The organism is Pyxidicoccus fallax (assembly GCF_012933655.1).
Classification (GTDB): domain Bacteria; phylum Myxococcota; class Myxococcia; order Myxococcales; family Myxococcaceae; genus Myxococcus; species Myxococcus fallax.
This window is the reverse complement of the sequence record NZ_JABBJJ010000355.1, coordinates 1-12620: the sequence shown is the minus strand read 5'-3', so window position 1 is coordinate 12620 and position 12620 is coordinate 1. Positions and strand designations below refer to the sequence as shown.

11 protein-coding genes are annotated in these 12620 nt (G+C 71.0%); 3 read left to right on the top strand and 8 right to left on the bottom strand.

Annotation, left to right across the window (positions count from 1 at the left end):
* Positions 1-70 precede the first annotated feature (70 nt).
* Positions 71-973 carry a helix-hairpin-helix domain-containing protein gene (locus HG543_RS44290; RefSeq protein ID WP_169350995.1) on the top strand — a complete coding sequence of 301 codons (903 nt, stop codon included), beginning with the start codon at positions 71-73 and terminating at the stop codon, positions 971-973.
* A gap of 54 nt (positions 974-1027) precedes the next feature.
* Here the strand turns inward: HG543_RS44290 and HG543_RS44285 are convergent, their stop codons facing one another.
* From HG543_RS44285 to HG543_RS44265, 5 genes are all read right to left on the bottom strand, one after another.
* On the bottom strand, positions 1028-2143 hold the full coding sequence (locus HG543_RS44285) for an esterase/lipase family protein (protein WP_169350994.1): 1116 nt from the start codon (positions 2141-2143) through the stop codon (positions 1028-1030).
* Between the two features lie 173 nt (positions 2144-2316).
* Complete coding sequence (locus HG543_RS44280) at positions 2317-4347, bottom strand: kelch repeat-containing protein (RefSeq protein WP_246357738.1); 2031 nt, start codon at positions 4345-4347, stop codon at positions 2317-2319.
* 428 nt (positions 4348-4775) lie between these two features.
* Positions 4776-5579, bottom strand: coding sequence for an ABC transporter permease (locus HG543_RS44275; protein WP_169350992.1), 804 nt, complete (start codon positions 5577-5579; stop codon positions 4776-4778).
* A gap of 6 nt (positions 5580-5585) precedes the next feature.
* Positions 5586-6389, bottom strand: coding sequence for an ABC transporter permease (locus tag HG543_RS44270; RefSeq protein WP_169350991.1), 804 nt, complete (start codon positions 6387-6389; stop codon positions 5586-5588).
* Positions 6386-7414: an ABC transporter ATP-binding protein gene (locus tag HG543_RS44265; RefSeq protein ID WP_169350990.1), complete on the bottom strand. Its 1029-nt coding sequence runs from the start codon at positions 7412-7414 to the stop codon at positions 6386-6388. Before HG543_RS44265 ends, HG543_RS44270 begins: the two co-directional genes overlap by 4 nt.
* Before the next feature lie 131 nt (positions 7415-7545).
* Here HG543_RS44265 and HG543_RS44260 point away from each other — a divergent pair, with 131 nt between their 5' ends.
* Complete coding sequence (locus HG543_RS44260) at positions 7546-8766, top strand: small ribosomal subunit Rsm22 family protein (RefSeq protein ID WP_169350989.1); 1221 nt, start codon at positions 7546-7548, stop codon at positions 8764-8766.
* 136 nt (positions 8767-8902) lie between these two features.
* On the opposite strand, the gene HG543_RS44255 is transcribed toward HG543_RS44260, so the two are convergent.
* Positions 8903-9097, bottom strand: coding sequence for a hypothetical protein (locus HG543_RS44255; RefSeq protein WP_169350988.1), 195 nt, complete (start codon positions 9095-9097; stop codon positions 8903-8905).
* Between the two features lie 297 nt (positions 9098-9394).
* Here HG543_RS44255 and pip point away from each other — a divergent pair, with 297 nt between their 5' ends.
* A complete protein-coding gene (pip, locus tag HG543_RS44250) occupies positions 9395-10363 on the top strand; it encodes a prolyl aminopeptidase (protein WP_343073593.1) in 969 nt (322 codons plus the stop codon).
* 2 nt (positions 10364-10365) lie between these two features.
* Here pip and HG543_RS44245 read toward each other — a convergent pair whose 3' ends face one another.
* On the bottom strand, positions 10366-11181 hold the full coding sequence (locus HG543_RS44245) for a YhfC family glutamic-type intramembrane protease (RefSeq protein WP_169350986.1): 816 nt from the start codon (positions 11179-11181) through the stop codon (positions 10366-10368).
* 28 nt (positions 11182-11209) lie between these two features.
* A complete protein-coding gene (locus HG543_RS44240; RefSeq protein ID WP_169350985.1) occupies positions 11210-12214 on the bottom strand; it encodes an SMP-30/gluconolactonase/LRE family protein in 1005 nt (334 codons plus the stop codon).
* Positions 12215-12620 lie beyond the last annotated feature (406 nt).

Sequence of the window (12620 nt, the reverse complement as noted above, 5' to 3'; positions counted from 1 at the left end):
CCCTGCCCCAGCCGAATGCCCGGCCCGGGGCTGGACGTCGGGCCTGGGACGCCCCACCTTTCAGGTAGTCATGGGCGTGGAATGGAAGGACAACATCGACGTCGCCGACATGCTGGAGCGGGTGGCGGACCTGCTGGAGGCGCAGGACGCGATGCCGTTCCGGGTGAGCGCCTATCGCAAGGCGGCGAACACCATCGCGGCGTGGCCCCAGCCGGTGATGGAGGTGTTCACCTCCGAGGGTGAGGCGGGGCTGCGCAAGCTGCCGGGCGTGGGCAAGAGCATCTCGGCGGCGGTGGCGGAGTTCGTTCGCACGGGCAGCTCCAGCCTGCTCGACCGGTTGGAGTCCGAGGCCTCGCCCGAGCAGCTGCTGGCCAGCGTGCCGGGCATCGGCCCGGAGCTGGCCCGGCGCATTCACGCGGAGCTGGGCATCCGGACGCTGGAGGAGCTGGAGCAGGCGGCGCACGAAGGGAGCCTGGAGGAGGTGGAGGGCTTCGGCCCCCGGCGCGGGCAGCAGGTGCGGGAGCTGCTCGCGGCGCGGCTGGGGCGGAGCCGGCGTGGGGCGGCACGGCTGCAGGCGGCGCCAGCGCGGGGAGCACAGCCGGAGCTTGAACTGCTGCTGCAGGTGGACGAGGAGTACCGGCGGCGCTCGGCGGCGGGAGAGCTGCGGACGATTGCACCGCGCCGGTTCAACCCATCGGGTGAGGCGTGGCTGCCGGTGCTGCGCCGCAAGCTGGACGGCTGGAGCATCCGGGCGCTGTTCTCCAACACGGCGCTGGCGCACCAGCAGGGCACCACGCGGGACTGGGTGGTCCTCTACTTCGACAAGGACGAAGAGGAAGGCCAGTGCACCGTCGTCACGGCGCACGGAGGCCCGCTCGACGGCAAGCGCGTGGTGCGCGGCCGAGAGGTGGAATGCCTCGCGTACTACGGCGTGGAGGCCGAGGAGGCCGAGGCACCCCAGCCCAGCGCCTGAGCACCGCGGAGCAGAGGCCCGGGCCGCGAGCCCGGACCCCGCCCGTGCCACCACTCAGTCGTACGTGGCGATGTACTGGAAGATGGCGGCGTAGAACTCCGGCTCGTCGAAGGTGTCCGGGCCCACGCCCACCACGTCCAGGTGGTCCTGCGAGATGACGCTGGACATGGACGTCATCGCCGCGCTCGCGGGCGCGTTGAGGCTCGTGACGGCGGCGATGGACGTGTCGTTGGTCACCGAGTCGAACCCGAACGTGGACTCGGAGTAGCGCAGCCGGTGGCCCATCTGCTGCGAGTTGATGCCCACCAGGCCGTCGTCATCCGCCTCGTTGCGGACGCCGTCGCCGCACCCGCCCGCGCCGTCGTTGTCGCCGTCGTCCGCGCAGGCCCCATCACCGTCGATGTCGAAGAGGAACTCGCTCAGCAGGTACAGCGCCGGATTCACGTTGACGCCGTTCTGCGCCGTGATGAGCGACACGTAGCGCCCCGCGTACGACGTGCTCACCGGGTACTTCTCGTTGAACGCCTTCATGCCCGTGATGACGCCGTCGCCCGCCGAGTAGTCGTTGTACACGAGCTGCTTCGCGCCCGCGTACGCGTCATTGCCCGGCGCGTACACGATGTCGCCGTAGTACTTCGCCAGCGCCGCGACGACGCTCGTGACCCCCGGCTTCAGGTCCAGGATGTACTTCGCCACCGGCGAGCCCCGGTGCGGAGACGACACGCTCACCAGCACCGCCACCGACGTGACACCCCGCCGCTCGCGCAGCACCCGCGCCGCCTTGCGCGCGTCGATGCCGCCCTGCGAGTGGCCGATGAGGTTCACCTTCGACGCGCCCGACGTCGCCATGAACCCCTCGATGTCGTTCGCCAAATCCAACCCCCGCACCTCCGAGGACTGGAACGGCGCCACCTGCGCCACGAAGGACTTCTGCCCCGCGTCGATGTCCTCGTTGCAGTCCGTCTCGAAGAGCGCGTCGCACGCGTCGCCCACGAACATGCCGTAGTCGTCGCCCCAATAGTCATAGCCGAGGATGTCGTCGAACCCGGCCATGCCATGCGCGAACACCACGGGGTACGTCGTCCGCGCCGCGCCCGCGCGGGCCTCGGGGACGAACCCGAGCACTCCCACGCAAACCACTGCCATGAAGACCGCGTGAAGCTTCTTCATCACCGGCTCCTTCCTTCGACTGCTGGGGGGAAGGCGCCAAGCTACCGCACGGATTGCCCGCCAGAGCCGCGAGCCCTCCTCCAGTTGACATTCAGGTCAACCGGGTAATCCAACACCCGGGTTGGAAGAGCCGCCCCGGTGCGGAAGGGACACCGGGGCGGGTGATGCGCCGCTCAGAGCGCGGGCGTGTACAGCTCCGTGGAGGCCAGCGAGCCACTGGAGCCCTGGCCGCCGGTGACGAGCACGTTGCCGGAGGCCAGCCGCGCCACGCCCGCGCTCGTCAGGGGCGCGGAGAGCGAGCCGCCGGGGGTCCACATGCCGGTGCCCGGGTCGAAGACCTCGGAGGAGTCCTGGAGGCCGACGGTGGAGCCGCCGTCCCCGGCCAGCACCAGCACGCGGCCGGTGGGCAGCAGCGAGACCATGGCCCCGTAGCGGGCCGCGGACATGGAGGCCACCGCCGTCCACGTGCCCGTGGCCGGGTCATACACCTCGGCGCTGGCGAGGGCGCCGCGCGGGCCCCAGCCCCCCGCCACCAGCACCTTGCCGGAGGCCAGCAGCACCGCCACGTGCCCGTAGCGCGAGACGGACATGGAGGAAGCCGTCAGGGTCCATGAGTCGGTAGCGGGGTCGTACAGCTCCGCCGTGGCGGTGTCCCCCTCGGGCGTGGTGCCGCCCACCACCAGCACCTTGCCGGACGGCAGCGGCGTGGCGGTGTGGAAGACGCGCTTCCGGGTCATGGGCTTCGCGGCGCTCCACGTGCGCGTGGCCGGGTCGAACAACTCGGCGGTGGCGAGGAGGCCGGTGAAGCTGGAGTTCATCCTGCCGCCCGCCACCAGCACCTTCCCCGTCGACTCCAGCAGCGTGGCCGTGTGGCGCGAGCGCGTCGTGGCCATCGAGGCCACGGGCTTCCAGGCGCGGGTGGCCGGGTCATACAGCTCGGTGGTGGACAGGAAGGTGGATGAACCGGCCTGCCCGCCGGCCACCAGCACCTCGCCGGTGGGGAGCGCCGTGGCGCTGTGGAGGAAGCGCGGCGTGGTGAGCGAGCCCACCGGCGTCCACTGGCCTCGAGCCTCGTCGAAGAACTCCGCGCCCGACAGCGCGTTGCTCCCCGTGGAGGTGCCGCCCGTCACCAGCAGCCCGCCGTGGCCTGGCAGCGCCGTCGCCGTATGCTGATAGCGGACCGCGGCCATGGGGTTCACCGGGAGCCAGGGCGGCGTGGCCGGCGCGTAGCGCTCGGTCGTGGCCGAGTCCGGCTCCCCGTCCGCGCCGCCGCCCGCGACGAGCACCTCGCCCGTGCTCAGCAGCGCGGCGGTGTGGCCGACCCGGCTGCTGTTCATGGGCCACCGCGTGTACCAGCGGTTGCTGGTGGGCTCGTACAGCTCCGCGCTCTGGAGGTACGCATCCCCGCCGTCGGTGCCGCCGGAGATGATGACCTCACCCGAGTGCAGCAGCGTGGCGGTGTGGTTCGTGCGCGCCGCGAGCAGCTGGTTCGTGGGGGTCCACGTGTTCTGTTCCGGGTCATACAGCTCGGAGTTCTCCGTCGCGCTGAACTCGTCGACCTGGCCTCCCGCCACCAGCGCCCTGCCCGACAGCAGCAGCGTCGCCGAGTGGCCGGAGCGCGCGGTCATCATCTGCGCCATGGCCGTCCACGCATTCTGGCCCGGGTCATACAGCTCGACGGAGCGCAGGAACACACCGCGCGGGCCACTGCGGCCGCCCACCACCAGCACCTTCCCGGACGGCAGCAGCACGGCCGCATGGCCGACGCGGGGCGACTTCATGGGGCCCGTGGACGTCCATTCCCCCGTCGCCGGGTCGTAGAGCTCGGCGGTCTGCAGCGCGCCACCCGCTCCGTTGTCACCGCCCGCCACCAACACCTTCCCGGTGTTCAGCAGCGTCGCGGTGTGGCCGGAGCGCAGCGAGTGCAGGGCCCCCGTGGCCGTCCAGGTGTGGCCGGCCGGGTCATACAGCTCGGCGGTGCCGGTGGACGCGGCGGCGGAGTCGCCTCCCGCGACGAGCACCTTCCCGTTGCTCAGCAGCGTCGCGGTGTGGCGGCGCCGGATGGTCACCATGGTGCCCGCGCCGAGCCACCGCCGCCCCTTCACGTCGTACAGCTCCGCGCTCAGCGACGACTGGCCGCCGGCCACCAGCATCGCGCCCGAGCGCAGCACCGTCGCCGTGTGGTCCACGCGCCTCATCGCCATGCTGGGGCCTTCACCCCAGGGAGAAGTCTCTCCCTCGGCCAGGCGCCTGGCCGCGGTTTCAGCGCTTTCCTGATTCAGCGTTTCTGCAAAATCCTCGTGTGAACAGCCCGCCAGGGCGAGGGTCAACGCGAGCACGGCCAGGAGGCCGGACCCAGGATTCTTGAACATGGGGGGAGTCCTCTTTTCGACTCTGAGGGGGGGTTGGACCGGCCTTTACTCCAGCCAGCGCCTTGGAGGCCATCTCACGCTTCAGAACTGAACAATGGACCCACCCGGTGGGGCCATGGACACCCACCCCAGGGCGGCAGACGGGCAGCCCTCGTGGCGGGACACCACCTGGGTCCCAATCCCCCCATGGACGACGACATCTCCAGCCGGGGTGAGACCAGGCGAGCTGACGGCGGCCCGGCCCCTGCTCGGCGAGGCGCCTAGCTGCTGGCGGACGTGTAGTGGCCGATGGAGTACAGCCACACGCGCCGGGCCAGCCAGGCGAAGACGATGGAGCCCACCACCGCGCCGGCGAGCGCGTGGAGCGGCAGGCGCCCCAGCATGGCCTCGGCGGGGAAGGTGGTCATCAGCGCCAGGGGGATGACGTACGTGAAGACGAGCGTCAGCGCGCCCTTGGCCACGCCCTGGAACACCGAGGAGGGCCAGCGCGCGAAGTCGAAGATGGACGTGAAGAGGTACGTGAGGTTGTCCACGCGCACGACGAAGAACGCGGCGCTCACCGTCAATATCCACAGCGAGTAGAGCAGCAGCGTGCTGGTGCCCAACAGCAGCACCGACGACAACAGCCCCGTCAGCGAGGGCCCCCGGCCGATGAGCGAGAAGGCGTAGACGAACAGCCCCAGCCCGGTGAGGACGTTGAAGGCGCGCCAGGGAAGGAAGCGCTGGGTGGACACCAGGAACTGCGCGTCCGCGGGCTTGAGCAGCACGAAGTCCAGCGTGCCCTTGCGGATGTGCTCCACCACGCCCGTGAGGCTGGGGTTGATGGCGCCCTCGAGGATGCCCTGCAAGAGCGTGAACCAGCCCACCACCAGCAGCGCCTCGCCGAAGCTCCACCCCTCCACGACGGGCCGCTCGCCGTAGACGACGAACAGCGGCGCCAGCGCGGTGAAGGTCCAGAAGAGCGAGGTGAGCCCCTCGGTGAAGAAGTCCGCGCGGTACTGCACCGCCAGCAGGCCGGACGCCTTGAGCTGGATGCCCAGCAGTCTGAGGTAGCGCCGAAGCATGTCCCCCTACCCTCCGAACGCCGCGAAGCGCCGCACGCCCTGCTTCCAGGAGAACACCGCCAGCGCGCCCATGAGGGCCACCCACGCCCACTGCGCGCCCAGCAGCATCAGCGCCTCGCGCCAGTCGTGCGCCCCCGTCAGCAGCTCCACCGGCAGGCCAATCTGGTAGCGGAACGGCAGCCAGTCGATGACGGTGCGCAGCGCGGACGGCAGCAGCTCCACCGGGTACATGTACCCGGAGCAGACGAAGTAGAGGACGAGCCACACCTCCATCACCTTCTGGCTGCTGCCCCAGAAGAAGCTCAGCGCGCCGATGGCCACGTTGGCGAGGAAGGAGATGGCCCACCCGCCGAAGACGGCCACCGCGAAGAAGACCCACTGCCACGCGTGCTGGGGCACGGCCTTGGTGCCCACCAGCACCACGCTGAGAATCACCACCGGCACCGCCACGATGAGGCGCATGGGGAAGCCGGCGATGTTCTCCGCCGCGTAGGCCCACAGCGGGGAGATGGGGCGCAACAGGCGCATGGACAGCGTGCCCTGCCGCACCTCCCAGTTGATGAGCCACGCGGCCCAGGAGCTGGTGAGCTGGCGCACCGCGAAGGTGGCCAGGAAGTAGCCGACGAAGTCCTCCTGGCCGAAGCGGCCCACCGGCGCGTTGCGGGCCACCGCCATCCACAGCACCATGTTGACCAGCGGCATGGTGGTGGACAGCACCCAGATGAACATCTCCGCGCGGTAGGCCACCGCCTCGGCGAAGCCCACACGGAGCAGCGTGGGCATGGCGCGCAGGACGCTTCGGACGCTCATGCCGACACCGACTCCCGCGCGGCTTCTTCCGCGGAGGCCTCCGCTGCGCGCCGGGCCTTGTTCTCCGCGAACAGCTCGCTCATGACCTCCTCCAGCGGCGCGTTCTCCACCGTGAGGTCCGTGACGGGCAGCCCCGACAGCGCGCGAGAGATGGTGGCGTTGACGGCCTCCTGCCGCACCTGGAGCACCGCGGTGCCCGCCTCGTGCGTCACCACCTTGCCCAGGGGCGCCAGCCGCGCGGCGTCCACCTCTTCGGCCAGCCGCAGCACCACGCGCTTCTCCGGGCGCACCCGCTGCACCAGCGCCTCCAGGCTGCCGTCGTAGGACAACAGGCCCTTGTCGATGACGATGACGCGGGGGCACAACGCCGCCACGTCGTCCATGTAGTGGCTGGTGAGGATGAGCGTGGCGCCGTACTTCTCGTTGTACTCCTTGATGAAGGTCCGCATGGTGGCCTGCATGGACACGTCCAGGCCGATGGTGGGCTCGTCCAGGAACAGCACGCGGGGCCGGTGGATGAGCGCCGCGGCCAATTCGCACTTCATCCGCTCGCCCAGGGACAGCTGCCGGGTGGGCTTGGTGATGAGGTCGCCGATGTCGAGCAACCCCACCAGCTCGTCCAGCGTCTGCTTGTACTGGGCGGCGGGCACGTCGTAGATGGCGCGGTTGAGTTCGAACGTCTCCGCCGGAGGCAAATCCCACAGCAACTGCTGCTTCTGCCCCATGACGAGCATGATTTTCTTGAGGAAGGCCTCCTCCCGGAGCCGCGGCACGTGGCCGTCCACCGACACCTCGCCCTCCGAGGGGTGGAGCAGCCCGGAGAGGACCTTCAGCGTCGTCGTCTTCCCGGCGCCGTTGGGGCCGAGGAAGCCCACCCGCTCTCCGGGGCGGATGTCGAAGGAGATGCCATCCACGGCCTTCACCGTGGTGTAGGAACGGTGGACGAGCGAGCGAAGGGCCGCCTTCAGGCCCGGCGGGCGCTTGTGGACTTTGTAGTGCTTGCGCAGTCCGCGGACGGAAATCATGTGCGACAAGGGTTTAACGCGGTCGCCCCCGGGAGGCGATGCCGGAGTTGAAGCCTTGGCGGAATGACAACGGGTTGACGCGGCCGCTCCCGGGAAGCGGCCCACGAGACGAGAGTCGAAGGTTTGGCGGGATGAGCAACGCGTACAGCAAGGACCTGGAGCGATGGATGCCGAGGCTCATCGCCGTGTGGCGCGCCTCGCGCGGCAGGGGCGACGGGCCGGAGACCCGCCTCACCCCCCAGGAGGTGAAGGAAGTCGGCGCGGGCGTGCGGCAGCTCTCGCTGGGACTGACGCGCGAGCGGCAGCTCGCCGGGGCGCGGTACATGGATGACCCGCGCCTGCTCGGCGCCTACCTGCTCTTCTACTGGCCGGTATCCTATGCGCAGGCCCGGCAGGTGCTGGGCGAGCTGCCGAACCGGCCCCGGCAGGTGCTGGATCTGGGCAGCGGCCCGGGGCCCGTGGCCTTCGCGGCGATGGACGCGGGCGCCAGCGAGGTGACGGCGGCGGACCGCAGCAAGGCGGCCCTCAACCTGGCGCGCGCGCTGGCCACCGAGGCCGGCGAGGCGCTGGCCACGCGCGAGTGGGACCCGACGAAGAAGGCCGCCGCGCTGCCGGACGGGCAGTTCGACCTGATTACCATGGGCCACGTGCTGAACGAGCTGTACGGCACGGGCGAGGGCGCCACGGCCCCGCGCGCGGCGCTGCTGGAGGCGGCGCTGGCGAAGGTGAAGCGCGGCGGCAGCCTGCTGGTGATGGAGCCGGCGCTGCGCGAGACGAGCCGCGGCCTGCTGCACGTGCGCGACGCCATGGTGGAGCGCGGCTATGCGATTCGCGCGCCGTGCATGTTCCGGGGCGCGTGCCCGGCGCTGCTGAAGGAGACGGACTGGTGCCACGCGGAGCGGCAGTGGCCGATGCCCCACGTGGTGGAGGAGCTGGCGCGCGCGGCGAGCCTGCACAAGGAAGCGCTGAAGATGAGCTACCTGGTGCTGGCGCCCAAGGGCGAGGGCTGGCCGGAGCTGACGCCGGGACGGCTGTTCCGCATCGTCTCCGAGCCGCTGGAGGGCAAGGGGCGCAGGCGCTACATCGGCTGCGGTGCCGAGGGACGCGTGGGCCTGGCGATGCAGGAGAAGCACCGCACGGAGCGCAACGAGCGGTTCCTCAAGCTGAACCGCGGGGACGTCATCTCGGTGACGGAGACGGAGCCCAAGGGCGACGGGCTCGCGCTGGACGACCGCACGGAGGTGCGCGTGGTGGCTCCGGCCGGCAAGGGCGTGCCTCCGCCGCCGCCCCCGTCGAAGGAGGACGCGCCAGCGAGCCCGGGAACCAGCCCGAGCCCGGGCGCGCCCTCCTGAGGTCGTCCCGGCCGCCTGGCTCCACGGGGCCGGGAAAGGGCTTCGGTCGTCCCGGCTTCGTGACGCGCACGAGGTCGGGAAGAGATGGAGCAGCCATCCCGGCCATGTGACGCGCACGGGGCCGGAGCCGCGCGGGCTACTGGAGGCGGTGCGCGTAGCCGCCGGTGAGGACGTCCCGCATGTGGCGGAACGCCTGCACGCTGTCCTTCATCGCGCTCACCGCGCCCTGGGCGAGGACGGTGGCCTGCACGCGCACGAGCTTCAGCCGGGGCTCGCGGGTGGGAGTGGCGCGGCGGGCCTTCGGGTGGTTCATGAGGGAGGCGATGTTCATGGCGACGCTCCGGGGGTTGGAGTCACCGAGAGTGTCCACAGCTCCCGCAAAGTCGGCGTTGCCGCCAGGAAACTTCGACGTCACATCGCGCCGACCCTGGCCCGCCCGGCCGGAGCCCTGACGAGCCAGCGTCGCGAAGCGGACGCCCCGCCCCTCCCTGGTCGCGGCGCACCCTGTCCGGCAGGGCATACCGGTAGGGAGTCCTGCATACTGGCGCGCTCCGGCTGGACGGAGCGGCATGAGCCCCCGAGGCGCTCTGTTACGGTGATGTTCCCCCCGTCACCGAAGGCCCGCCCCGTGTCCGTCCCCCACAGGCCGCTGCGTGCGCTGTACCCGCCCCTGGAGCCGTACCGCACCGGGCACCTTCGCGTCTCCGCGCTCCACCAGGTGTACTTCGAGGAGTGTGGCAACCCACGAGGCAAGCCGGTGGTCTTCATCCACGGCGGCCCGGGCGGCGGCACGGACCCGCGCCAGCGGCGCTTCTTCGACCCGAACGCGTACCGCATCATCCTCTTCGACCAGCGCGGCTGCGGGAAGAGCACGCCGCACGCGAGCCTGGAGGAGAACACCACCTGGGACCTCGTCGCCGACATGGAGAAGCTGCGCGAGCACCTGGGCATCGAGCGGTGGCAGCTCTTCGGCGGCTCCTGGGGCAGCACGCTCGCACTCGCGTACGCGCAGACGCATCCGGAGTGCGTCACCGAGCTGGTGCTGCGCGGCATCTTCCTGCTGCGCAAGCAGGAGATCGACTGGTTCTACCAGCGCGGCGCGAGCGCCCTGTTCCCGGACGCCTGGGAGCACTACCTCGCGCCCATTCCGCCCGAGGAGCGCGGAGACCTGCTCGCCGCCTACGCGCGCCGGCTGATGGGAGATGACGTGAAGGCCCGGCAGGAGGCCGCCCGCGCCTGGAGCGTCTGGGAGGGCCGCACGAGCTGCCTGTACCCCAACGCGGAGCTGGTGGCGCGCAACAGCGAGGAGGCCTTCTCCCTCGCCTTCGCCCGCATCGAGTGCCACTACTTCCTCAACCGTGGCTTCTTGAAGAGCGACACGCAGCTGCTCGACGACGTGCACCGCATCCGCCACCTGCCCTGCGTCATCGTCCAGGGGCGCTACGACGTGGTGTGCCCCCCGGAGAGCGCGTGGGCGTTGCACCGGGCGTGGCCGGAGGCGGAGCTCTTCCTCGTCCCCGACGCGGGCCACTCGGCGAACGAGCCCGGCAACACGGCGGCGCTGGTGGAGGCCACGGACCGGTTCCGCTACCGCTGAGCTCACGCCTGGGGCAGCGCGGCCTCCCGCCCGGCTTCCGGCTCCCGGGGCCGGAAGCGGAGGATGACCCACAGGCCCACGAGCGCGCCCACCGTCACCACGCCCTCCCCCGCTACCGCCCCGGCCGCCTTCGCCGCCGCGATGGTGAGTCCGTTGAAGAGCGCGTGCGCGCCCACCGCCAGCCAGTACCACTTCCGCTCCCCGCGCACGAAGCGCTGGAGCACGAGCACGGACATCGCGATGTGGAACACCATCGCCCCCATCCGCTCGTACGCGCCCAGCAGCGGCTCCCACCAGCGCAGCGCCGCGAAGGTCGCCTTCGCCTGACGCACCTGCTCCACCTGCTCCGGCTTCAGCGGCAGCGTGGACGGGTCCAGGCTCGACAGCGCCACCATGTTGATGAGCCCCAGCGCCGCCATGCCGGCCACCAGCAGCGCGGACTCCAGCCCGCCGTGCCCCACCCCGAACCCCACCGCGTCCCGCCAGCGCCGGAAGTCCTTCAGCGGCTTCTGGAAGGCCCACAGCCGCGCTGTCTCCTCGAAGAGGCCCGAGGTGAACGCCAGCACCGCCATCCACACGACGAGCAGGGCCTGGGAGGACTTCAGCTCATCGCGCAGGAGGAACTGGACCGCCTGCGTCAGCGGCAGGCGGGTGAACAGCTGCGACAGCGCGAACGCCGCCGCGCCCCAGCCCACCACCTTCCACGCCACGCCGAGCCGGCGGCGGGCCCACAGCACCACCGCCACCGGCATCAGCACGTCGAACGCGATGGCCGCCACGAAGCTGGCGACCACGTGCATGTTCAGCTCCGAGGCCACTCGGACTCCCTCCCTCTGGAGGGAGAGGCTACCTGAGCCAGATGCGCTTCACGATGAAAGGCACCTCCACCGGAGACTTGTCGACGCCGAAGAAGTGGTCGAACTGGGACTCGACCACGAACGCGTCCCCGTCATGCATCGCCACCGTGGTGGGGTTGTCCAGGCCCGTGGCCAGCAGCGTCACCGCGGCCTCGTCGCCGTTCAGGTCCAGCCGCAGGAACTTGCCGTTGTCGTTGTCCACCACCAGCAGCACGCCCGGGGACACGAAGAGGATGCCGTCCGGCAGGCCGATGGGCGCGTTGGGGGTGATGCGGGTGATGGCGCCCGCCTCCCCGCTCGCGCCGACGCCGATGCGGAACAGCTCCCCGCTGTCGTACTTCGCCACGTAGAGCGAGCCGCCGTCCCACGCCACGCCGTTGAGACCGGGCCAGCCCGGCGGCGCGAGGAACCGCGCGTCCGTCGCCCACGCCTCCAGCGCCGTGCCGCCGCGCTTCAGCCGGCGCACCACGCCCAGGTACGTGTCGGTGACGTAGACGTTGCCCTGGGGGTCCAGCGCCACGTCGTTGCACCCGCCGCCCAGGGGCAGCGGCCACGCCCCGCGCGGCGCGCCCGAGCGCGAGTCATAGGCGCGCAGGTTGTCCGGCGTGGCCTGCGTCAGGTCCAGCTCGCACAGCCACAGCGTCCGCGTGGCGTCCTCCACCTTCATGCCCGCGACGGCGCGCCCGTTGGCGGGGATGAAGGGCTCCACGAAGGGGCGCCCCGGACGCTGCCGTACCACCTGCCCGTTGGAGTAGCTGCCCACGTAGAACGTGCCGTCCGCCGCGTGCGCCACGCCCTCGGGAAAGAAGTCCCGGCTGAAGATGCGCACCGCGTCGGGGTAGCGGAAATCACCCGTCGTGAGCGACGCCTCCACGGCACCCGAGGGATTCACGGCCCGCGCCTCCTGCACGGAGCCGGACTTCACCTCACTCGTACAGCCCCACAGCGAACACACCACCAGCGCAGCGGTCTGACGCCACCGGATGCCCATCATGTCTGTCCGTCCCCTCTTTTGACTTCGTCGTGCGGGCGGCCCTGTCACCGGGCCGCCGGCTTCAACGGGAGAGGGAAACGGACATATCGGGCAGACGCTCACCCGCGGCCACTTGTCGTATCGGGCCGTGCCAGCGGCGTCGTGATTCCTCGCCCGTCCCCGTCGTGCCAGGAAGGACGTCGACCGCGAGACGAAGGGCCGGTGACCGTTCGCGGCGGGGCCGGTGTTCGACGAGCGGGTGCCCGTCCTTGCCGTACCCGCCAGCGGGTCCGACAGGTGCGGCACCACCGCCACCCTTTCCTGAAGGGAACGACATCCATGCGTCGTCTCACGGCCGCCACCGTGCTGTTCCTTGCCCTGTTCGCATCGCCCGCCACGGCGGACACGGCGCCCCACCTCCCCAGCC

Bases quoted from the DNA above. Each gene is read 5' to 3' on its own strand.
- HG543_RS44290 (WP_169350995.1), top strand. From the start codon at position 71: ATGGGCGTGGAATGGAAGGACAACATCGACGTCGCCGACATGCTGGAG.
- HG543_RS44285 (WP_169350994.1), bottom strand. From the start codon at position 2,143: ATGAAGAAGCTTCACGCGGTCTTCATGGCAGTGGTTTGCGTGGGAGTG.
- HG543_RS44280 (WP_246357738.1), bottom strand. From the start codon at position 4,347: ATGGCGATGAGGCGCGTGGACCACACGGCGACGGTGCTGCGCTCGGGC.
- HG543_RS44275 (WP_169350992.1), bottom strand. From the start codon at position 5,579: ATGCTTCGGCGCTACCTCAGACTGCTGGGCATCCAGCTCAAGGCGTCC.
- HG543_RS44270 (WP_169350991.1), bottom strand. From the start codon at position 6,389: ATGAGCGTCCGAAGCGTCCTGCGCGCCATGCCCACGCTGCTCCGTGTG.
- HG543_RS44265 (WP_169350990.1), bottom strand. From the start codon at position 7,414: ATGATTTCCGTCCGCGGACTGCGCAAGCACTACAAAGTCCACAAGCGC.
- HG543_RS44260 (WP_169350989.1), top strand. From the start codon at position 7,546: ATGAGCAACGCGTACAGCAAGGACCTGGAGCGATGGATGCCGAGGCTC.
- HG543_RS44255 (WP_169350988.1), bottom strand. From the start codon at position 9,097: ATGAACATCGCCTCCCTCATGAACCACCCGAAGGCCCGCCGCGCCACT.
- HG543_RS44240 (WP_169350985.1), bottom strand. From the start codon at position 12,214: ATGATGGGCATCCGGTGGCGTCAGACCGCTGCGCTGGTGGTGTGTTCG.